Source organism: Mesorhizobium sp. M1006, from assembly GCF_040318825.1.
Taxonomy (GTDB): domain Bacteria; phylum Pseudomonadota; class Alphaproteobacteria; order Rhizobiales; family Rhizobiaceae; genus Mesorhizobium.
Map to the genome: position 1 here is coordinate 52,347 of NZ_JAMYMZ010000009.1, position 20,516 is coordinate 72,862.

A 20,516-nucleotide genomic window follows, 5' to 3' on the forward strand; every position below is an offset into this window, starting at 1 on the left:
CTTTGAAGCGGTCCGGGGAACTGCAAGGCATCTGGTTTAACAATAATGGGAGACGACAATGGTACGGCACATTGGCAAGAAACTGCTTTCCGGCATGACGCTCGCGGCAATGGTTGGCATCGCCGCGCTACCGGTGCAGGCGAGTGCGGCGACGCTGCATATGGCGTGGTCGCAGGACGCCACCGGTCTTGATCCGCACAAGCAGACGGCATTCTCCTCACTGCGGCTGCTGGAGCTGATCTACGAACCGCTGGTGCGGCTCGACGCAAACCTGCAAATCACGCCCGCGATTGCCGATTCATGGCAGTTCTCGCCGGACGGCAAGGAGCTGAGCTTCAAGCTCAATCCGAAAGCAAAATTCCAGAACGGCGCCGCCGTGACCTCGGCCGACGTCAAGGCATCGTTCGAGCGCATACTCGACGAGAAGACGGGTGCTGCGGCGCGCGCCAACTTTCTCTCGATCGCCAGCATCGACACGCCCGATCCCGCCACCGTCGTGTTCCACCTCTCGCAGCCGGACGTGCCGATCCTGACGGCGATGAGCGACGTCAATGCGGCGATCGTCCCGGCAAGCGAAATCGCGGCCGGCTCGATCGGCACGACAACGATCGGCTCGGGTCCGTTCAAGCTCGAAAAATGGGATCCGAATTCCAAGGAAGTGCTTGTCGCCAACAAGGACTGGGCAGGCGGCGCGACCGGCGTCGACGGCATCGAAATCAGCGTGCTGCCGGACGAGACGGCGATCCTGGCGGCGATGCGCACCAAGCAGATCGATTTTGCCCTGCTCAACGATCCGCTTGTCGCCACGCTGGTGCCCAAGGAAGCCAGCCTGCAGTTGAACCGCGTGCCGGTGCTTGCCTATCACGTGCTGCAGCTCAATCCCTCCCGCAAGCCGATGACCGAACTCAAGGTGCGTCAGGCGATTTCCTGCGCCATCGACCGGCAGGAAGTGCTGGACACCGCCTCGCTCGGCGAAGGCAAGGTCACCGGCCCGCTGACCATCCCGGCACTGGCGACCGATCCGAAGCAGTTGTTCTGCTATAAGCGCGACATTGAGAAGGCCAAGCAGTTGATGGCCGAAGCCGGCTATGCCGACGGCTTTTCGGCGACAGTGATCGGCGCCACCGGCGAGCCGCCGACGGCAGCGGCGGAAGCCCAGGTCATCCAGTCGCAACTCGCAGAAATCGGCGTCAAGCTCGACATCAAGATGATGGAGCTCAACGTCTATGTCGACGCCTGGCTGAAGGGCGATTTCGACATGGCCGTCGCGCTGAACGGCGGCAGGGCCGATCCCTACACTATGTACAACCGCTACTGGACCAAGACGGGCAATCTGCAGAAGGTGGCGAACTATATCGACGACACGCTGGACAGTCTTATGCAGAAGGGCCGCACCGAGACCGACCCGGCAGCGCGCAAAGCGATCTTCGCCGACTTCGAGAAGCACATCACTGAGATGTCGCCCTGGATCTGGCTCTACACGTCCTACAGCTACACGGCACAGCAGAAGAATATCGCAGGATTCGAACCGGTGCCGACAGGTTCGCTGTTCAGCCTCGCCAAGGTGACGATCCAGTAGCTGCTTTGTGCCGGACGAGAGGAATTCTTCGCGTGAACTATCTGATGCGGCGACTGGCGACCTTCCCTCTCGTCCTGCTTGGCGTATCCATCGTGGTGTTCCTGGCGATCCGGATGGTTCCGGGCGATTCGATCACGGCAATGCTGGGGACCGAAGCCGGCCTGCTGACGCCGCAGCAGCGCGATGCGCTTGCAGCTTATTTCGGCATCGACCAGCCCTGGTTCATCCAGTACTGGCGCTGGCTGCTTGGTCTTTTCCAAGGTAATCTCGGCATTTCGTCCACCTATGGCAGGCCGGTGCTCGACGTCATCCTCGAGCGTTTCCCGCTAACGTTGGAACTCGCCTTGCTGTCGATGGTCATCGCCCTGCTTGTCGGCATGCCGGCGGGGATCTTTGCCGCCACCCATAACGAAAGGCTGTCCGACCTCGGCGTGCGCGTTGTCGCAATGATCGGGCAGTCGACGCCGAACTTCGTCCTTGCCCTGCTGATCATCTACACGCTGTCGGCGGGGTTTGGCGTTTTGCCGGCGATGGGCGAGTTTTCGCCGCTGTGGCAGGATCCGCTGCGCAATCTCGGCCAGCTGTTGCTGCCTGCGGTCACGCTTGGATTTGCCTTCGCGGCTTCGGTGACCCGCATATCGCGTTCGGCGATGCTCGATGTGCTCAGCGACGACTATGTCAGGACGGCGCGTAGCAAGGGCGTTTCGGCGCGCGGCGTCATCTGGCGGCATGCTTTGCCCAACGCGCTCATCCCGGTCGTGACGCTGAGCGGCATAGAGTTCGGCTACCTCCTGGGCGGAGCTGTCATCGTCGAGCAGATCTATGCGCTGCCCGGTCTCGGCCGCATGGTGCTGGATGCCATCCTGCAGCGCGACTACGCGCTGGTGCAGGGAAGCGTGCTATTCATCGCCTTCAACTTCATGATCGTCAATCTCCTCGTCGACCTCGCCTATGTCGCGCTCGATCCGCGTATCCGGTTAAGCGAGCACTGATGGCGACATTGCGGGCTATATTTGCGCATCCCAGCGGCCGGATCGGCGGTGCCATCGTTGCGCTTTATCTGCTGCTTGCCGTGCTTGGCATGCTGGGGCTGACGCCGCACAATCCGCTGACGCAGCACCGGGTCGAGCGACTGCATGCGCCTGACGGCATCTACTGGATGGGCACGGACCTGTTCGGCCGCGATGTCGCAAGTCGGCTGATGACCGGGATCGGCCAGTCCTTCATCGTGGCCTTCTTTTCGGTCGCCTTTGCGACACTGGCCGGCACCGTGCTCGGGCTGGCGGCAGCCTGGTTCGGGCGCCGCTGGGACGGCATGGTGATGCGCATCATGGACGTTGTGCTGGCGTTCCCGGCGATCCTGCTGGCGCTGCTGATCGTCGCGGTTGCGGGACCGGGAACCTCGACCAGCGTCATTGCCATCGCCGTCGTCTACACACCGATCTTCACGCGCGTCGTGCGAGGTCCGGCTCTGTCGCTCAAGGCGCGCGAGTTCGTCGACGCGGCCCGCACGTTCGGCAGCAGTGCGGGCTATATCGTAACACGGCATCTGCTGCTCAATCTGGTGGCGCCACTGACGGTTCAGGTGACGCTGGCGCTGGCCTGGGCACTGCTGACCGAAGCCGGCTTAAGCTTCCTCGGGCTCGGCACGCAGCCGCCCGCCGCGTCGCTCGGCCTGATGCTGAGCGACAGCCGCAATCTGATGGAGACAGCTCCCTGGCTGATGATCTTCCCGGGCGTGGCGATCATGATCGGCATCCTCGGTTTCAACCTGCTCGGCGATGCGTTGCGTGATGTCCTCGACCCGAAGATGCGGAGATCGATCGCATGATCCCGCTGCTGTCCGTCAGCGGATTGCGCGTCGGCTTCGGCCGCAACCCGCAAGCCAATGAGGTCGTGCGCGGCGTCAGTTTCGATCTCGCCGACGGCGAGACGCTCGCAATCGTCGGCGAAAGCGGCTCGGGCAAGTCGGTCACGGCGCTGTCGATCAATCGCCTCGTCGATTATGGCGGCGGCCGCATCACCGGCGGGTCGATCAAGCTGAGGCGGGCCGACGGCAGCACCTTCGACCTGACAGCCGCAGCCGAGCCGCAATTGACGAAGATCCGCGGCGGCGAAATCGGCATGATCTTCCAGGAGCCGATGACCTCGCTCAATCCGGTGCTGACCATCGGCAGGCAGATCGAGGAATCGTTTCGCCTGCATCGCGGCCTGACCGGCCGGCGAGCGACGGCGGCGGCCAAGGACGCGCTCGACCGCGTGCGTATTCCCGACGCTGCACGGCGGCTGAAATACACGCCCAACCAGCTTTCGGGCGGCATGCTGCAGCGGGTGATGATCGCCATGGCGATTGCGTGCAACCCGCGCCTGCTCATTGCCGACGAGCCAACGACGGCGCTGGATGTTACGGTGCAGGCGCAGATCATGGCGCTGCTCGCCGAATTAAAGCAGGAAACCGGGATGTCGATGATCTTCATCACCCACGACATCGGTCTGGTTGCAGGCATCGCCGACAAGGTGATGGTGATGCAAGGCGGAGAAGCTGTCGAGCAGGGCGCATTGAACCAGATATTGGACGATCCGCGGCATCCCTATACGCGGCATCTGCTTCATGCGGTGCCGCATTTCGCCGGCGGCAGTGCCGCACGCAAGGACGTGCAACGCGAAACGCAAAAAGCTGCCGAGCCGGCGCTGAAGGTCGATGGCCTCGTAGTGCGGTTTCCGGTCAAGGCTGGGTTTTTCAGCCGTACCAGCGGTGCCGTCCATGCCGTGGACGGTGTGGATTTCGAGCTAATGCCGGGCGAGACATTGGCGGTCGTCGGCGAGAGCGGTTCCGGAAAGTCCACCACCGCCCGCGCGATTCTGGGGCTGGTGCGCTCGACGCGCGGCACGATCTCGGCCAGCGCGCGCAAGGCCGCCGCCGGGCAGAGCGCCCTTCCCGTGCAGATGGTGTTCCAGAATCCCTATGGCTCGCTTAATCCCAGACTCACCGTCGAAAACCTCCTCGCGGAGCCGGTGATCGCTACCGGCGGACGGATAACTGCTGAAACGCGGGCGAAAATGGCCGCGCTGCTGAGACGCGTCGGCCTTCCGGAAAACAGCCTGCGGCGCTATCCGCACGAATTCTCCGGCGGCCAGCGGCAACGCCTGTGCATCGCTCGCGCGCTGATGCTCAATCCTTCGGTTGTCGTCCTCGACGAAGCGGTTTCGGCGCTCGATGTGTCGGTGCAGGCCAGGGTGTTGGAGCTTTTGATCGAGCTGCAGCGTGAATTCGGGCTGGCCTATCTGTTCATCTCGCATGACATGGCTGTCGTCGAGCGGATCGCCCATCGCATCGCGGTCATCTATGCCGGCCAGATCGTCGAGATCGGCGATGCCAGATCGGTGCTCTCGGAGCCGAAGCACTCCTATACCAAACAGCTTATCGCCGCCGTTCCTACTATAGACCGGCGGCATGAACGTTTCGAGCTGGACACGCGCCAGGTCCCCTCGCTCGTGCGTCCGCTGGGGTTTGAGCCGGGGCCGGCTAATTGGCAGCAATTCGGGCCGGATCATAGAGCACGGGTGGAAGTGTGATGATTGTCGCCCAAGGATACGAAAGGCCGGAGGGACAGCCCCCTCGCTGCCTTCCAAACGGAGGCGTAGTTGATCGGCCATGATTTCTTCTCCCGCGCATTCGCCCCGCTCGAAGCGGCCGTGGCCGCATCGCGCATTCCGGGCGGCGTGCTCGGCATAGTTGACGGGGACGGCGAACGCATCGTCCGGGCAATCGGCTCAGCCCAAGTCGTGCCCAAGGTACGGCCGATGCATGTCGGGACATGGTTCGACCTCGCATCCTTGACCAAAGTCATCTTCACCACGTCGCGTATCCTGGCACTGGCGGAAGAAGGCTTCATCGACCTCGACGCGCCGCTGATTTCCGTCCTGCCCGACCTTCGCCAATATGACGAAAAAGCCTGGGAACGGAACGTAACGTTTCGCCAGTGTCTCGGCCATCAGACACCGTTTCCCGCCGTCGCACCGATCTACACCTATGGCCATGATCCGGACCTGCTGCGCGCCTTCATCCTGCAGCGCGAATGGCAGGCTGGCGAGCCGGTCTATTCCGATATCAACTTCATCCTGCTCGGCTTCGTCCTGGAGCGCCTGTCTGGCAAGACCATTCGCGACATAGATCCCGGTCCGGGCTTCGCGTTCTCCGCCGAACCGGATCAAGCGGCGGCGACCGAAGACTGCACATGGCGCCATCGCGTGCTCTGCGGCGAAGTCCACGACGACAATTGCTCGGCCTTGCAAGGTGCCGGTCACGCCGGCCTGTTCGGAACGGCGGCTTCGGTCCTCGACTTTGCGCAAGGGCTGCTGGACGGGACCGGCGCGTCGCAGCGTTCGATCGCGCTAATGCGCACCCCCTTGTCGGCGACCCGCACCCATGGCTGGGAGCGACCCTACGAAGGCTGGTCCGGCGGCCGGTTATGCAGCCCCGAAACCATCGGGCATACCGGCTTTACCGGTGTCGGGCTGTGGGTCGACTTCGACAAAGGCAGAGCCTGGACCTTGCTCACCAACCGGATCCATCCGACACGTCATTTCAACAGCGGGATCGCAGCGCTTCGCCAAGCGGTCGGCGATCTCGTCAACGGAGCCTGACAACCATGAATCCGAAAAATGGCGAACCCATGTGGGCCGTCGGCCTGATGACCGGCACCGTGCTGGACGGCAATATCGATGTCGCGCTGATCAAGACCGACGGCGAACGGATTGACGACTTCGGCATCTACACGCTGGCCCCCTACCCGCAGTCGATCCGGACCTTGCTGGAAGAGACGCTGCGGCAGGCAAGGAGCTGGAATTTCACCGGACCGGAACCGGCAATCTTCCACGAGGCAGAGGAAGCGCTGACGCGCGCCCAGTCCGCGGCAGTCAAGGATCTGGTCGAAAGCCACGGGCTGACGATGGCCGATATAGGGGTCGTCGGCTTCCACGGCCAGACCGTGCTGCACCGTGCCCCGCAAGTGGGCCGACTGGGCCAGACCCGCCAGCTTGGCGACGGCGAGCTGATGCATGCCATCCTTGGCACCAGGGTCGCCTATGACTTCCGCTCGGCCGACATGCGCGCCGGCGGCCAGGGCGCGCCGCTGTCGGCCGCCTATCACGCCGCGCTGCTGCGCGAAGCCGACGCCACCGGCGACACGGCGGTGCTCAATCTCGGCGGCGTCGCCAACATCACCTGGTGGGACGGCACGGGCAATGTTGTTGCCTTCGACACCGGGCCCGCCAACGCACCGCTGAACGATTTCATCAAATCGAAGGGGCTCGGCGAAATGGACCGCGACGGCGCCCTTGCCCGCGCCGGCACGGTCGACGAGGCACGGCTGGCCAAGCTCCTGCAGCATCCGTATTTGACCAAACCCTATCCGAAATCGCTGGACCGTTTCGATTTCGGCGCCTCGATGGCGGACGGAATGAACACCGAGGATGGCGCAGCCCTGCTGACGGCCTTCACCGCGGCCGCCGTCGGCAAGGCGCTCGATCTTCTGCCGCGCCGGCCGAAGCGGCTGGTGGTCAGCGGTGGCGGTCGACACAACCCAACGATCATGGCCATGCTTGCCAGCCGCGCTGGCGTGGAAGCGGTTCCGGCCGAGGCGCTTGGCTGGAAGGGCGATGCGGTGGAGGCGGAGTGTTTTGCGTTCCTGGCAGTGCGCGTGCTCAGGGGCTTGCCGATCAGCTTTCCCAGTACGACCGGCGTGCCCCAGCCGATGCGCGGCGGACGCCTTGCCGGCTAACTAAGCCAACAATTTCTTCTGCAGGAAGATACGGCTGCGGCCAATGGGGAAATCGGCAAGCACGCCGAAGGGCAAATAGCCCTGGCGCTCATAGGCCTTGGCGGCCTTGGGATTGAACGTGTCGATCCAGGCGCCGTGACAGTCGCGGGCGATCGCCTCCCTCTCGGCCGCCTGGAGCATCCTGCCGGCCATGCGGTGACCGCGCAGTTTTTCATCGACCCAGAGCCATTGCACATAGAGCCAGCCCCAGGCTGTATATCCCGAGATGCCGGCGACAATAGCGCCGTGCTCATCGCGCACGAACACGGCCAATGCCTTCCTGCAGGAGGCGCCGACATCACTGTCGTTGAACGCCGCAAGCCGCTCTCCGAGAAAAGCCAGCTCGTGCGGCAAGGGGTCGGCGGTTGTCTCAAGCGTTGTATTGTTCATCCGCCAAGCATCTATCGAAGGACGGGCCCGAGAAGCAAGCCTTGCTGCGCTATAGCTTCGGCGAACGCCACGCCGCTGCCGCAGCAGCGATCAGCATGAGCAAAGCTGCAATCACCGCCGATGCTGCAAAACCGAACGTGGAATAGAGCGGTCCGAACGCCGTGGTGCCGACGAACACCGCAAGATAGGTCACCGCGCTGTTCAAACCCATGATCGTGCCGCGACGCGCAGGGTCGAGCGCCGACAGGCGCATCACCAGGACGTTCAGCCCGAAATGATTGGCAAGGCCCCAGACGGCTATCACCACTATGGTCAGATGAAAACTACTGCTTGCCGCGGCAATCACTACATAGACGACCGCGACAAGCAGATAGGCAAATGGCATGACACGCCGCGCGCCTAAGCGGTCGATAACGCCGTCAAGAAGTGCCGCCGCGCCAAAGCCGACACCATAGGCGAGCGCGGCCAGCCCGTTGGCACTGACCGGCCGTCCCAAGCCGTTGTGAAGGTGATCGCCCAGATAGCCGTAGATGCCGTAGAACGCGGTCATGAAGGCCGCGCAGGCGACCAGCAGCGGCACTATGCCCGGAACGGCCAACGCACCCAGCGGCGTCGGTGCCGGACCGCTCTTCCTGACATCGCTGAGCGAGGTCAGCGACAGGCTGGCCAAGGCGAGTGCTGAGAGCACCGCGACCGCAGCGAATACGGCGCGCCAATGCACCAGATCGGCAAGCACGGCCGACAGCGAAACCCCGGCGACCATGCTCAGCGTCCAGCCGGTCAGCACGACGCCTATGGTGCCGCTTTCGCGGCCGGGCGGCGCAATCGCGGCGGAGCTGGCATAGATTGCCGGCATGGCGACACCTGCAGCGATGCCGGCGAGAAGCTGGGCCGCGACCAGCGCCGTCACGGTCGGCGCAGCGGCGCTGGCGACGAGCGCTATCGCCAGCAGCAGCAACGCCCCTTGCAGCATGCGGCGGGCGCCAAGCCGATCGATATAGCGCGCCAGGAACAAGGCGCTTGCCGACGTCCCGAGCCCGAACGCGGCCGACGCGATCATAACCGCCGGCACGCTTGTGCCGAAGGACGCGGCCACCGCCGGCGCGATCGGACCGAGCACCAGCGAGTTCGAGCCGATCACGGCAATGCACCCCGTCAGCAGGTAAGCGAGTGCCGGGATTGGCGGCCTGGGCGCCGCTGCGAATGTGGCGACTTGATCAGTGTTCGACATATGGCAATAATGGCCGTATTAAATTCTGCATCAATCGGGAATTTTAATATGGATGAAGAAACAGATGGCATTCCGCAGAACAGGCCCGCCGCCCGCGATATCGATGCAACCGACCGAAAAATATTAGGCGTTCTGGTCGACGACGCCACGATCAGCTATGCCGAGCTCGGCGACCGCGTCGGCCTTTCACCGCCGGCAGCCCATGAACGCGTCAAGCGCCTCCGGCGCAGCGGCGCCATCCGCAACACCGCGGTCATCATCGATCCCAAGGCGGTGCACAAGCCGCTGCTTGCCTTCGTCCATATCGACACAAAGGGGTGGGGAAAGACGCCGGAGCTGATGGCAATCTCCGAACACCCCGAAGTCGAGGAGATCCATTCGGTGGCCGGCGACACATGCATGCTGATCAAGGTCCGCACCGAGGACACGCGGGCGCTCGAGGGCCTGCTGTCGCGCCTCTACGAAACACCCGGCGTCACCTCGACCCGAAGCTATGTGGTCCTGTCGACCTATCTCGAGCGGCCGGTGCAGCCGGGGATAACGACGGAATGGCCGACCCCCCGGCATATGGCCAAGCCGCTTTATTAGCTCAAACGATTCTCACGCGTATCCAAAGTCGAACCGGAAACGTCTCAGACACTGCATCCTGTGGTCCCGCCGGTTCTTGGGTCAGACGGGATGCCTGTTGCGCAGCCGGAGACACGCGATGAGAAAATTGATCGTGGGCAGCTTCATTTCGCTGGACGGCGTCATCGAAGCACCGATGGAATGGGCGTCACCGTTCTTCGACGAGGAGATGAAGGAGCACTCATATGAAAAGGCCGGCGACGCGGATTTTTTCCTGCTCGGCCGCGTCACCTATGAAATGTTCTCGGCGCGTTGGCCGCAGGTCAAAGGCAGCAAGTACATGGACCGCATGAACGGGCTGAAGAAGCTCGTCGCGTCGCGCAGCCTCAAGGCAGTGAGCTGGAACGCATCGCTGATCGAAGGCGACGTCGCTGCCGAAATCGCCAGGATCAAGCAGCAAACCGGCGGCAACATATTGAAATATGGAGTGAGCAATCTCGACCAGACGCTGCTCGCCAACAGGCTTGTCGACGAGTATCAACTCTCGATCGTGCCGACCCGCGTCGGCCTTGGCAAACGCGCTTTCCAGGATGTCGACCCGTCCCTGGTCAAGCTGGAGCTTATAGATACGCACCGTTTCAAGAACGGGGTCATTACGCTGACCTATGTCCCGCTATGATCCGTATGCCATGAAGATGCAGCCAGGACTTGACCCGACCGGGCTTTTCGACGTCCGCTACGCCGGCTTCCTGGAGACAGTCGCGCATTTGCGTGGACGGCTGCACCGCTACTGTGCACGCATGACCGGTTCAACGCTCGACGCCGAAGACGTGATGCAAGAGGCGCTGTTCGAGGCCTATCGGAAGATCGAGAAGCTGGACGATGCGAGTGCTCTTCGCCCTTGGCTGTTTCGTATTGCGCATAATCGCTGCATCGATTTCCTGCGAAGCCGGCAGGTGCGTCGGCATGCGGAGGCCAATTTTCGTCGAAGACGAGATCGTCCTGCCGGTCGAGCCGGCGGGCCAGGGCGCGGATCGCGCCATCGAGCGGCTGGTGATCTACCTGCCGCCCAAGGAGCGCGCCTGCGTCCTGCTCAAGGACGTCTTCGACTATTCGCTGGAAGAGATTGCCGATCTCGTCGGCTCGACCGTTGGTGGCGTCAAAGCTGCGTTGAACCGAGGCCGCTCTAAATTGGCTGCCTTGTCGGGCGAGTCGATCGTCCGTTCGGAGCCCCAACGCGATCCGGAACTCTTGGAATTGCTCAGCCGCTATGTCGAACTGTTCAACCGCCGCGACTGGGATGGGGTACGAGCGTTGACCAGCGCCGACGCACAATTGCGGGTCGCGGATTGCTTCAAGGGCAGGCTGTCGGAATCACCTTACTTCGTCGAATACGAAAGAGCTTCGACGACATGGAAAATGGCGGTTGGCGAGATCGATGGCGAGGCGGTGCTGCCCGTGCTCCACCATGGCGAAGATAGTTGGAAGCCGGCCCATCCGGTTCGGATCGAAGCCGTTGGCGGGATCATAAATCGCATCGCCGATTACTATGCCTGCCCTTGGATCATGCCGGCGGCTGGTGCGGTGGTCGTTTCCAGGCCGGCCTGACCAGCAACAGGACATGCAAGTGTCCGGCATCAACCTCAATGGAATGGGATCGATGCCGGACAAGACATGGGCGGCTTACTGAAGCTTCGCCTGCAGGGCGTTGACGTCATCCGTCGTCATTTCGCCGTCGGTCGTCACCTTGCCGTCGACGATCTTCCAGAGGCGGAACGGGCCGGTGATGTCGCCGTATTTGTCGAAGGCGACCGGGCCGATGACGCCTTCGTAGCGGATCGGCTTGCCATCCTTGATCAGGCCGAGCGCCTTAGCGAACTCGTCCTTGCCGGCATAGATCGGCGTGCCGGCCGGGTCGACCGCCTTGTACATCGCCTCCTTGATCTTGGCTGGATCCTCGGAGCCCGCAATGGCGATGGCCAGGCCGACGATGGCGCCGGCATCATACGACCGGTCGGCCGCCGGGTTCGACGGTTCGATGCCCGAAAATTCCTTGTAGTTCTTGGTGAAATACTCGGTCGATGCGGTCGGGCTGGTGCCGGAGGAAGTGCCGTACGCATCCTTCAGATAATCCGCGCCAACGGATTCGATGAAGTCCGGGCTGTTCATGCCGTCATTGAGCAGGAATTTCTGGACACCGCCCTGCGAAATCCAAGTGCGGGCGATGGTTGCGCCGTCGACAGGCGTGCTGACGAGATAAAGCCCGTCGGGCTCGCCGGCCATCGCCGCCGTCACTTCCGAGGCATAGCTCGACTGCTTTTCATTGTAGGGCGTGTCGGAGACGATGGTGCCGCCGAGTGCCTTATAGGCGCGCGAAAATTCCGCCACCATGTTGACGCCGAAGTCGTTGTTGACGTGGATGACCGCCAGCTTCTTGAAGCCTTTGTCGATGGCATATTTGGCGGCGGCGACGCCCTGCAGCGCATCAGATGTGATGGTGCGGAAGAAGATGCCGTTGGTCTTGCCGTCGCGCCCGAGCGCCGTCAGCGTCGGCGACGAGGAAGCAGGCGACACCTGGACTATCTTGGCCGGAGCGGTGACCGAGGTCAGGATCGGGATCGACACCGAGGAGATGATGCCGCCGATGATCACTGGCACCTTCTTGACCTGCACGAGCTGCGTCGCGGCGTCGACCGCAATGTTGCCCTGGCTCTGGCTGTCGCGCGTGTCGGTTGCGAGATCGCAGCCGCGGACGCCGCCCGCATCGTTGATGTCGCGGAAGGCCATCTCAACCGATTTGGCGCCGGCCTGGCCGTACTCGCCGGCCGGGCCTGTCAGTTCCATGACGAGGCCGACGGTGATCTTGCAATCGGCGGCTTGCGCTGCGCCGGCCGCTGTCAGCAGTGCGAGCGCGGTGGTGATCTGAAGTATGGTCTTTTTCATTGCTGTTCCCCTTTCGTTACACGACTCTCATTGATGTCTTGAGCCTGTTCAGCCTTCCGGCATCTGCAGCCAGGTTTCATGCAGATGTCGCCATTCGACGCCGTTGGGCGCCGATGAACTGGTGGTGAAAACGGCACTTGAGCGGCGGCGGCTATGTTTGCCGGCGCGCTGCTGCGCTTCGATGTAGCTGACGACGATCGTGTCGCCTTGTTGCCAGCCGGCCCGGATTTCCTCGATCGAGATGGTGAAATCGCCGTCACAAGTGGCGCGGCTTGCCCTGACATGGTCGAGCACCGCGTCACGATCGAGGACCTGGCCGTCCGGCACAACCATGCGGAAGCCTTCGCCCATGACGCGTTCGAAGCGCCTGAAATCTGAATTGTCCGCACTCGCCGCATTGAACCAGTCGACGAAGAAGCGGTGGAGATCGACCACCTCGGCGCTGGCGCGGGAGAGCAAGGAGGGCTTTTCGTCCATGGCCGCGTTCATTTCCTGCCTGCATTCAAATTGTAATGCATGATCGAGCCGTGGCGGCCGTGACGGTCGCGTTCCAAAGTGTAGACGTCGCCCAGCGGCCCACGGCTTTGCGCGATCACGGCAGCGATCCTCGCCCGGTCGTCGGCATCGAGCGCGACGTCCATGATTCTGGCATTGGCAAGGGCGTGCGCCTGGTTGCGGGCGCCGACGATGACGGCCGCCACTTGCGGCTGCTCCAGCACCCAGGCGCTGGCGATGGTGGCGATATCGACGCCGTGGCGGTCGGCGACGGCCTTCAGTGTGCGAAGCAACTCCTGGAAAAGCTCCCAGCCACCAAAGTCGTCAATGATCAGCTTGTATTTGACCAGCGATCGGTTTTCGAGCGGCGTCTGCGGCTCGGCAGCGCCAAGCCATTTTTCGCTGAGGAAGCCGCCCGCCACCGAACCGTAGCAGAGGAAACTGACGCCGTGCCGGCTGGCGAGCGCTGCAAGGCTGTTGGCTGGCCGCTGGTCGAGCACCGAGTATTGCAATTGCTGGCTGACCAGCGGCACACCGGCGGCCAGCATCTCGGCCAACCGCGGCGTGTCGAAGTTCGTGGTGCCGATGTTGCGCACCTTGCCTTCCCCGCGGATTTCGTTGAGCCAGCCCATCGCTTCGACATAGCCGGGCAGCGCATAGTCCCACCAGTGGAACTGCACGAGATCGAGCCGCTCGGTCTTCAGCCGCCGCAGCGACTGCTCGACGATGCTGCTGATGTAGTCGCAGCTGATCGTGGAAAGCCGTTCGAGGTCAGGCACTAGCTTGGTGTGCACCTTCATCTTGGCGGCAGCATCAAGGCCACGCTCATTGGCAAGGCGCAGGCGTGCCGCGCCGATCAGCTCCTCGACACCGGTATAGATATCGGCGCAATCATAGGTCCTGATGCCGGCGTCGAAGGTGGCGATCAGGTCGGTTACCGCCTGTTGGCGGTCGATCGCGCCGTGCCCGCCGGCAAGCTGCCAGCCGCCGCGAATAACGCGCGAGATCGTATAGCCGGGGCTGAGCTCGAAAGCCTTGGCGGTCATCTCCGGTCATTCTCCTTCGGCAGCGGCACCGCCGTCGTTTCGGCATGGCTGAACCGCCGCTTGCCGGTCCTGACGATCCTCAGCCGGCTGCCACAATTGGGATCCGGACAAGCGATCTCGGCGTCCGACGTCATCCAGTCGTTCCTGTGGGTCGGGCGCTGCTTTGCGGCCAGAAGCGGCAACACTGCCGCAATGGAATAGATCGAGAAACCTTGCCCCGCTGGCATCGACAGCATCTCGCCCTTCAACTCGAAATAGTCGCCGGGCTTGGCGCCGCAATAGATCGGCTTGCCCTCGGGGATAACCGCCTCGACGCGAAGGTCGAAGAGCTCAAAACTGTCGTCGGTCTCAGCCATTCAGATCTCCACCCGGGTGAAGGTGATGTCGCAGGCACCGTTGCGGCGGATCACGCCACAAGCGGCTGCGAATTTATCGCGATCCTCAGGTACCACCTGCGCGACGACGCTTCCGGCAAGCCAGCCGATCGGGAACAGCAGGCGTGCACCCGCTCCGTAGAACAGGCCGACGTCAAAGATGGCATTCGGGTTGCCGCCCCACATGCGCGGCGGCACGTAGGACAACACGATGTCGCCCGGCTGCGGCGTCAGCGTTGCGTTCTCCGCCGGCAAGGGCCTGGCATAGGTTTGGCCCTCAAGTTCGGCTGATGGAACCGGGCAGGAGATTTCCGGCCCCGTCCACATAGCATGGATGCCGGAAACGACGCGCGGCTGCTCGAGATACGCCAGCAGGAAGGCGGCGTTGTCGGGCGCCTTTTCAGGCAACAGCAGCGCGGTCACGGAAAGCTTCGAGCGTGGCTCGGTGATGCTGATGCCAGGCGCCGTCATGCCCTCAATCCTTCCTTGCTTGTGGATTGGAGCTTGTCGCGCAGAAAGGCGAAGGGCCGGCTGATATCGGCCACCAGCGCCTCGCGCGCCGCTTGCGCATCCTGCCTCGCAAGCGCTGCGACGATGCTGCGGTGGTAGTGGGCCGTATCGACCTCGCCGGCGTCGGAGAAGGCGTAGATGGCAACGCGGATGCAAGGCCCCGATTGCAACCACAGGCTCTCGATCATCGGGATCAGCACGGCGGAACCGCAGCAACGGTAGATCTCGAAATGGAAGCTCTGATTGAGCGTGGCCTCGCGGTCGATATCCTTCTTGTGCTTGAGCGCGCGCATCTCGTCCCATTGCCCCAGCATGGCTTCGACCGAAGCGATCTGGCGCGCGTTCATGCGCGTGGCGGCCAGGGCGATCGCTTCGCCCTCGATCAGGGAGCGGGCGCGCAAGAGGTCGTCGATGCGCTCCAGCGTGATCGGCGGCACGCGCACCGAACGGTTGGGAAGCGCCTCCAGCGCCTTCTCGGTGATCAGCCGTCCGAGCGCCTCGCGCACCGGCATGGTGCTTGTGACCAGCGCGTCGGCGAGGCCGCGGATGGTTAGCACCTGGCTCGGCTCGAAAAGGCCGCCGATCAAGGCGCGGCGCAGCTCCGAATAGACGCGATCCTGCACGGTCTCGCGGCCGACCGGCGTAAGCTGGGCTGCGATCACCTCATTGTTCTTTTCGATGGCGGCCTTCTGCATGGGCAATCCCGGTCTTGGCCGTTTTCGGCTTGCGGAAGAAATTAAAGCCGAATAGCGTGATCAAAGCAAGTGTGATCACAAATCAAATCATTGGCGGCGAAGATCGCTTTCGGCCTGAGGGATTGATGGGCGACACGACGGAACGGCAGGAGGAGATCCGCACGCCGGTTCTGACGGCCAGGAACGTCGTCAAGCGCTTCGGCGGCCTCGTCGCGGTCAACAATGTCTCGTTTGACGTCCGGCCGGGTGAAATACTCGGCCTCATCGGCCCGAACGGCGCCGGCAAGACCACGATGTTCGACCTGCTCGCCGGCAGCATTCTGCCGACCAGCGGCGAAATCCTCCTCAATGGCGTATCGGTGTCGGGGGAAGCAGCCCATCGCCGCATCGGCCGCGGCCTTGGCCGCACGTTCCAGATCCCCCGGCCCTTGCCTAACCTGACGCTGATCGAAAACGTCATGCTGGCCGCGCAAGGACAGACTGGAGAAAAACTGCTCGCCAATTTCCTGACGCCCCGGCGGGTCGCTGCCGAAGAAAGGGCTGCCGAGACAAGAGCCGTCGAACTGCTCGAGCTCGTCACGATCGCTCACCTCGCGCACGAACCTGCGCGCGTGCTTTCAGGCGGCCAGCGCAAGCTGCTCGAGTTGGCCCGCGTGATGATGGCCGACCCGGCGATCATCCTGCTCGACGAGCCGGCGGCCGGGGTCAACGCAACCCTGCTCGAGATCATTATCGATCGCATCCGCGACATCAATGCGCGCGGCATCACCTTCCTGCTGATCGAGCACAATATCGACATGGTGACGCGGCTTTGCCACCGCGTCCTGGTCATGGCAAGCGGCCAGCTTCTGTGCGAAGGGACTCCGGAGGAGGTGGCGCGCGACCCGCGCGTCATCGAGGCCTACCTCGGAGGCACGGCATGAGCCAAAAGGTACTCGATGTCCGCGATCTCGAAGCCGGCTACGAGCCTGGCGTTCCGATCGTGCGCGGCGCTTCGATCACCGTCGACCAGGGCGAGATCGTCGTCGTTCTCGGTCCCAACGGCGCCGGCAAGTCGAGCCTTATCAAGGCCATCGCCGGCCTTGTCCCGATCACCGGCGGCGCGGTGCTGCTGGACGGCAAGGATATCACGGCGTCGCCCGCTCACATCATGGTCCGCCTTGGCCTTGCCTTCGTGCCACAGACAGAGAACATCTTCCCGCTGATGTCGGTCGAGGACAATCTCAGGGTAGCATGCGGCATCCTGAGGCCGCGCGAGGTCCCAGCCCGCATCGAGGAAATGTATGCGGCCTTTCCCGATCTCGCCCGTCAGCGCAGAACGGCCGCGGGCAATCTGTCGGGTGGACAGCGGCAGATGCTGGCTGTCGCCCGGGCGTTGATCGTCCATCCCAAGGTGCTGGTGCTCGACGAGCCGTCGGCCGGCCTGTCGCCGAAGTTCGTGGCGACGGTGTTCGAGATGCTGGCCGGCATCCGAAAGTCCGGCGTCACCATCCTGCTGGTCGAACAGAACGCCAAGGCAGCGCTTGCCATTGGAGACCGCGCCTATGTGCTGGTTGAGGGCAAGGAGCGGCACCAAGGCGTCGCCTCCGAGCTCTGGAGCGACCCGGTCGTGGCTGAACTCTATCTTGGCCAGCGCCGCCTCGATCTTGGACAAGGAAGCGCGGCATGAACCTGCAATTCGTCGTCGACGGACTGCTGGCAGGCTCGATGATCGGCCTCGGCGCCATCGGCGTGACACTCACCTATTCGATCCTGCGCTTCTCGAACTTCGCCCATGGCGACTTCATGGCCTGGGGCGCCTATGCGACGCTCGCCGTGGTTGGCGCCATTGGCGCGATTTTCGGCAAGATCGCGCCGATCGCGCCCCTCTCCTTCGGTTGGCCGCTGATCGTCGCGCTCATCATCGGCATGGCGGCCACCGGCCTGCTGGCGCTGGTGCTCGACATGGTGCTGTTCGCGCGGCTGCGGGCCAAGGGCCAGGCGATCATCGTGGTGATGGCGAGCTTCGGCGCCTCGATGGCGCTGAGAAGCCTGCTCGAATTCATCTTCACCTCGCGTCCGACCTATTTCAGCCGGGCGATCCAGATCGCCATGCCGATAGGTTTCGGCATCCGCATCACCCCGGACCAGATCGCGCTGCTGCTGCTGACCGCCGTGCTGGTGCTCGGCGTGCATCTCCTGATGACGCGGACCCAGACCGGCCGCTCGATGCAGGCATTGAGCCAGAACGCGGCACTTGCCCGCATCGTCGGCATCGACGTCGCCAGGGTGGTGCGCGTCACCTGGATCATCGGCGGCGCGCTGGCCTGCGTCGCCGGCGTCATGATCGGCATTCTCATCCAGGTCCGCCCGTTCATGGGTTTCGAGATGCTGCTGCCGATGTTCGCGGCCGCCATCCTCGGCGGCATCGGCAGCGTGCCTGGCGCCGTTCTCGGCGGCCTGATCATCGGCATGGCCGAAGCGGCTGCCGTGCATTTGATCGGCGCCGAATGGCGGGCAGCCGTCTCGTTCATCATCCTGATGGCGGTGCTGTTCGTGCGGCCCATCGGCCTTTTCGGAGCGAGGGAACGCTGATGGATCTGCTCGGCTACGGCGCCTTCTTCCTGACCACCGCGCTGATCTTTTCGCTCATCACGCTCGGGCTCAATCTGCAATGGGGGCTGACCGGGCTTTTCAATGTCGGGGTCGCTGGTTTCGTTGCCATCGGCGCCTACACCTCGGCGCTGCTGACCACGCCCGACGATGCCGCGCGCCTGGGCGGCTTCGACCTGCCGATCCTTATCGGCTGGCTTGGCGCCATGCTGTTGGGCGGCGTCACCGCCGCCATCACCGGCATTGCCACGCTACGCCTGAGATCGGACTATCTTGCGATCACTACTTTCGGCGTCGCCGTCGTCGTGCAACTGATAGCGCTCAATGCCCAGAAGCTGACCGGCGGGCCGTTCGGCATCGGCTTCATTCCGCGTCCGTTCGGCGGTCTTGCCGAAACGCCGTTGCTGTTCAACCTTTCGAACCTTGCGATCGTCTCGGTAGTGACGCTGATCGTCTATCTCGCGCTGGAGCATCTGTCGCGCAGCCCGTGGGGGCGCGTGTTGAAGGCGCTTCGCGAGGATGAGCGGGCCGCGATATCCCTAGGCAAAAGCGCACGGTTCTACCGCGTCCAGGCCTTTGCCGTCGGTGGCGCCATCATGGCGCTTGCCGGTGCGCTGCAGGCGCATTTCACCGGCTTCATCGCCCCGGACAATTATTTGCCGGCGCTGACTTTCCAGGTCTGGGTGATGCTGATCGTCGGTGGCTCGGGCAGCAACATCGGCGCCGTCATCGGCAGCATCCTGGTCTGGGCGATATGGGCCGGATCGGGAGCCTTGACCAGTATGTTGTTCTCGCCGGAACAGCAGGCCCGCGCCGCTTCGCTGCAGATCGTCGCCATCGGGGTGATGCTGTGCGTCATCCTTCTGGTCAGGCCGAACGGCCTGTTTGGCGACAGGCCGCGGCGTCCAAGGTTCGGCAAACGTCGACGCGTGGCCCCGAGCGAGAGCGGCTCATGAACGGCGTGACCGGGCCGCACGGCGTTTCCCTTTGGCATGCCGTCAGCCGCAGTCGCCGCGACCGGCCCACCCTCGAAGGCGCACTCGATGTCGATCTGGCAATTGTCGGCGGCGGGTTTTCAGGCCTTTCCACCGCGCTGCACAGTGCCGAGAAAGGCATCTCGGTTGCCGTCATCGAGGCGGAAATCATCGCCTGGGAGGCAACCGGCAGGAATGCCGGCTTCGTCGTTCCGAATTTCGCGAAAAGAGACCCCGACAATATCATTGCCCAGCTCGGGCCCGAACGCGGCGAACGCCTTGTCGATTTCGCTGCCGGCAGCGCCGACCTCGTCTTCGACCTGATCAGGCGGCATGCCATCGAATGCGATTCCGTCCAGAGCGGCTGGATACAACCAGCCCATTCACCGGCCGCTTTGCAAAAGACCAGATCGCGCGCCGAACAATGGGCACCACGCGGAAGGCCGGCTATTGCGCTGGATAGACAGGCGGTCGAAGAGCTGACCGGCGTTCGCGGTTATCTCGGCGGCTGGATCGACAGATCGGGTGGCGTCCTCAATCCGGTCGAATATGCGCGCGGATTGGCCGACGCGGCGGAAAAGGCCGGAGCGCGCATCTTCGAGCATACGCGTGTCGCGTCGATCGATCATATAGGCGATGGTTGGGCTTTGAAGACGGCCTCCGGTTCGGTACGGGCAGGAAAGGTGCTGGTCGCCACCAACGCCTATGGCGGGTCGCTGAACCGCACGCTTGAGCGAACCTACATCCCGCTGAAAATCTTCCAGATCGCGACGGCGCCGCTGCCGCGCGAAGTGCGCACTCGCCTGCTTCCTGGCGGGCAAGGCGTCGGCGACACAAGACGCAATCTCTTCACCTTCCGCTTCGACGGCGAAAACAGGCTGATCACCGGCGGCATGCATGTTTTTGGCCCCGGTGCCGACACGCGGGTGCCGCGGGCGATCTGGCGGCGGCTTGCCAGATATCTCGATCTCCCGGACATCCCGCCGCTTGAATACAGCTGGTCGGGGATGGCTGCCGTCGAGCCCGACTTCCTGCCGCACCTCGTCGATCTCGGCCCCGGGCTGATCGCCGGCTTCGCGTGCAACGGACGCGGCATCGCCATGACCACTGCGATGGGCAAGGTGCTTGCGGATTGGGCTGATGGAATAAAGCCTCAGGATTTGCCGCTGCCGTTTGCGCCGCCGTCGCCGATCCCGTTCCATAGCCTGATGCGGCATGCACCAAACATGGTGCTCCCCTGGAGCATGCTGCGCGACCGGCTGGATGGCTGATCGACGTGCGTCTCTGGCCGCCGTCCT

General features: G+C 63.4%; 22 protein-coding genes and 1 pseudogene. 15 read left to right on the forward strand and 8 right to left on the reverse strand.

Annotated features, from left to right (window positions below; genetic code table 11):
* Nucleotides 1-58: 58 nt before the first annotated feature.
* From NKH60_RS11010 to NKH60_RS11035, 6 genes are all read left to right on the forward strand, one after another.
* Entirely contained in the window at nucleotides 59-1,579 is a 1,521-nt protein-coding gene (locus NKH60_RS11010; protein ID WP_352472241.1) for an ABC transporter substrate-binding protein, read from the forward strand.
* Nucleotides 1,580-1,611: 32 nt separating this feature from the next.
* Nucleotides 1,612-2,571: an ABC transporter permease gene (locus NKH60_RS11015; protein ID WP_352472240.1), complete on the forward strand. Its 960-nt coding sequence runs from the start codon at nucleotides 1,612-1,614 to the stop codon at nucleotides 2,569-2,571.
* Nucleotides 2,571-3,410, forward strand: a complete 840-nt coding sequence (locus NKH60_RS11020) for an ABC transporter permease (RefSeq protein ID WP_352472238.1) — start codon at nucleotides 2,571-2,573, stop codon at nucleotides 3,408-3,410. Before NKH60_RS11015 ends, NKH60_RS11020 begins: the two co-directional genes overlap by 1 nt.
* Nucleotides 3,407-5,155: an ABC transporter ATP-binding protein gene (locus NKH60_RS11025; protein ID WP_352472237.1), complete on the forward strand. Its 1,749-nt coding sequence runs from the start codon at nucleotides 3,407-3,409 to the stop codon at nucleotides 5,153-5,155. Before NKH60_RS11020 ends, NKH60_RS11025 begins: the two co-directional genes overlap by 4 nt.
* A gap of 69 nt (nucleotides 5,156-5,224) precedes the next feature.
* Nucleotides 5,225-6,226, forward strand: coding sequence for a serine hydrolase domain-containing protein (locus tag NKH60_RS11030; RefSeq protein WP_352612221.1), 1,002 nt, complete (start codon nucleotides 5,225-5,227; stop codon nucleotides 6,224-6,226).
* Nucleotides 6,227-6,231: 5 nt separating this feature from the next.
* Nucleotides 6,232-7,362, forward strand: coding sequence for an anhydro-N-acetylmuramic acid kinase (locus NKH60_RS11035; protein WP_352612219.1), 1,131 nt, complete (start codon nucleotides 6,232-6,234; stop codon nucleotides 7,360-7,362).
* On the opposite strand, the gene NKH60_RS11040 is transcribed toward NKH60_RS11035, so the two are convergent.
* Both NKH60_RS11040 and NKH60_RS11045 read right to left on the reverse strand, forming a co-directional pair.
* Nucleotides 7,363-7,791, reverse strand: coding sequence for a GNAT family N-acetyltransferase (locus tag NKH60_RS11040; protein WP_352612217.1), 429 nt, complete (start codon nucleotides 7,789-7,791; stop codon nucleotides 7,363-7,365). It abuts the gene before it with no gap.
* Between the two features lie 49 nt (nucleotides 7,792-7,840).
* A complete protein-coding gene (locus NKH60_RS11045) occupies nucleotides 7,841-9,022 on the reverse strand; it encodes an MFS transporter (protein WP_352612215.1) in 1,182 nt (393 codons plus the stop codon).
* Between the two features lie 48 nt (nucleotides 9,023-9,070).
* On the opposite strand from NKH60_RS11045, the gene NKH60_RS11050 reads away from it, so the two are divergent.
* From NKH60_RS11050 to NKH60_RS11065, 4 genes and pseudogenes are all read left to right on the forward strand, one after another.
* Nucleotides 9,071-9,610: an Lrp/AsnC family transcriptional regulator gene (locus NKH60_RS11050; protein ID WP_352452390.1), complete on the forward strand. Its 540-nt coding sequence runs from the start codon at nucleotides 9,071-9,073 to the stop codon at nucleotides 9,608-9,610.
* Nucleotides 9,611-9,728: 118 nt separating this feature from the next.
* Nucleotides 9,729-10,268 carry a dihydrofolate reductase family protein gene (locus tag NKH60_RS11055; RefSeq protein WP_352472229.1) on the forward strand — a complete coding sequence of 180 codons (540 nt, stop codon included), beginning with the start codon at nucleotides 9,729-9,731 and terminating at the stop codon, nucleotides 10,266-10,268.
* A 121-nt stretch (nucleotides 10,269-10,389) separates the two neighbouring features.
* Nucleotides 10,390-10,497: pseudogene (locus NKH60_RS11060) on the forward strand (sigma factor); the annotation flags it as partial.
* Nucleotides 10,498-10,555: 58 nt separating this feature from the next.
* Nucleotides 10,556-11,197 carry a sigma factor-like helix-turn-helix DNA-binding protein gene (locus NKH60_RS11065; protein ID WP_352472227.1) on the forward strand — a complete coding sequence of 214 codons (642 nt, stop codon included), beginning with the start codon at nucleotides 10,556-10,558 and terminating at the stop codon, nucleotides 11,195-11,197.
* 75 nt (nucleotides 11,198-11,272) lie between these two features.
* Here NKH60_RS11065 and NKH60_RS11070 read toward each other — a convergent pair whose 3' ends face one another.
* From NKH60_RS11070 to NKH60_RS11095, 6 genes are read right to left on the reverse strand one after another with little or no spacing between them, the layout of a single operon-like run.
* Entirely contained in the window at nucleotides 11,273-12,532 is a 1,260-nt protein-coding gene (locus tag NKH60_RS11070; RefSeq protein WP_352472226.1) for an ABC transporter substrate-binding protein, read from the reverse strand.
* A 48-nt stretch (nucleotides 12,533-12,580) separates the two neighbouring features.
* Entirely contained in the window at nucleotides 12,581-13,009 is a 429-nt protein-coding gene (locus tag NKH60_RS11075) for a DUF4440 domain-containing protein (RefSeq protein ID WP_352542251.1), read from the reverse strand.
* A gap of 8 nt (nucleotides 13,010-13,017) precedes the next feature.
* Nucleotides 13,018-14,073, reverse strand: coding sequence for an aldo/keto reductase (locus NKH60_RS11080; protein WP_352612212.1), 1,056 nt, complete (start codon nucleotides 14,071-14,073; stop codon nucleotides 13,018-13,020).
* The gene (locus tag NKH60_RS11085) at nucleotides 14,070-14,429 is read right to left on the reverse strand and encodes a TIGR04076 family protein (protein WP_352612210.1); all 360 of its coding nucleotides are present in this window, start codon (nucleotides 14,427-14,429) and stop codon (nucleotides 14,070-14,072) included. Before NKH60_RS11085 ends, NKH60_RS11080 begins: the two co-directional genes overlap by 4 nt.
* Entirely contained in the window at nucleotides 14,430-14,918 is a 489-nt protein-coding gene (locus NKH60_RS11090; protein WP_352452384.1) for a DUF3830 family protein, read from the reverse strand. It abuts the gene before it with no gap.
* Nucleotides 14,915-15,652 (reverse strand): GntR family transcriptional regulator, encoded by a 738-nt coding sequence (locus NKH60_RS11095; RefSeq protein WP_352612208.1) that lies wholly within the window; start codon nucleotides 15,650-15,652, stop codon nucleotides 14,915-14,917. The genes NKH60_RS11090 and NKH60_RS11095 overlap by 4 nt, the downstream gene beginning before the upstream one ends.
* Nucleotides 15,653-15,777: 125 nt before the next feature.
* Between NKH60_RS11095 and NKH60_RS11100 the strand changes: the two genes are divergently transcribed.
* Genes NKH60_RS11100 through NKH60_RS11120 form a run of 5 tightly spaced genes read left to right on the forward strand, consistent with a single transcriptional unit; the run spans nucleotide 15,778 to nucleotide 20,489 of the window.
* Entirely contained in the window at nucleotides 15,778-16,575 is a 798-nt protein-coding gene (locus NKH60_RS11100; protein ID WP_352612206.1) for an ABC transporter ATP-binding protein, read from the forward strand.
* Entirely contained in the window at nucleotides 16,572-17,321 is a 750-nt protein-coding gene (locus NKH60_RS11105; RefSeq protein ID WP_352612204.1) for an ABC transporter ATP-binding protein, read from the forward strand. The genes NKH60_RS11100 and NKH60_RS11105 overlap by 4 nt, the downstream gene beginning before the upstream one ends.
* Nucleotides 17,318-18,226: a branched-chain amino acid ABC transporter permease gene (locus tag NKH60_RS11110; protein WP_352612202.1), complete on the forward strand. Its 909-nt coding sequence runs from the start codon at nucleotides 17,318-17,320 to the stop codon at nucleotides 18,224-18,226. The genes NKH60_RS11105 and NKH60_RS11110 overlap by 4 nt, the downstream gene beginning before the upstream one ends.
* Nucleotides 18,223-19,200 (forward strand): branched-chain amino acid ABC transporter permease, encoded by a 978-nt coding sequence (locus NKH60_RS11115; RefSeq protein WP_352612704.1) that lies wholly within the window; start codon nucleotides 18,223-18,225, stop codon nucleotides 19,198-19,200. Before NKH60_RS11110 ends, NKH60_RS11115 begins: the two co-directional genes overlap by 4 nt.
* Nucleotides 19,197-20,489: an NAD(P)/FAD-dependent oxidoreductase gene (locus tag NKH60_RS11120; protein ID WP_352612200.1), complete on the forward strand. Its 1,293-nt coding sequence runs from the start codon at nucleotides 19,197-19,199 to the stop codon at nucleotides 20,487-20,489. The genes NKH60_RS11115 and NKH60_RS11120 overlap by 4 nt, the downstream gene beginning before the upstream one ends.
* Nucleotides 20,490-20,516: the final 27 nt, after the last annotated feature.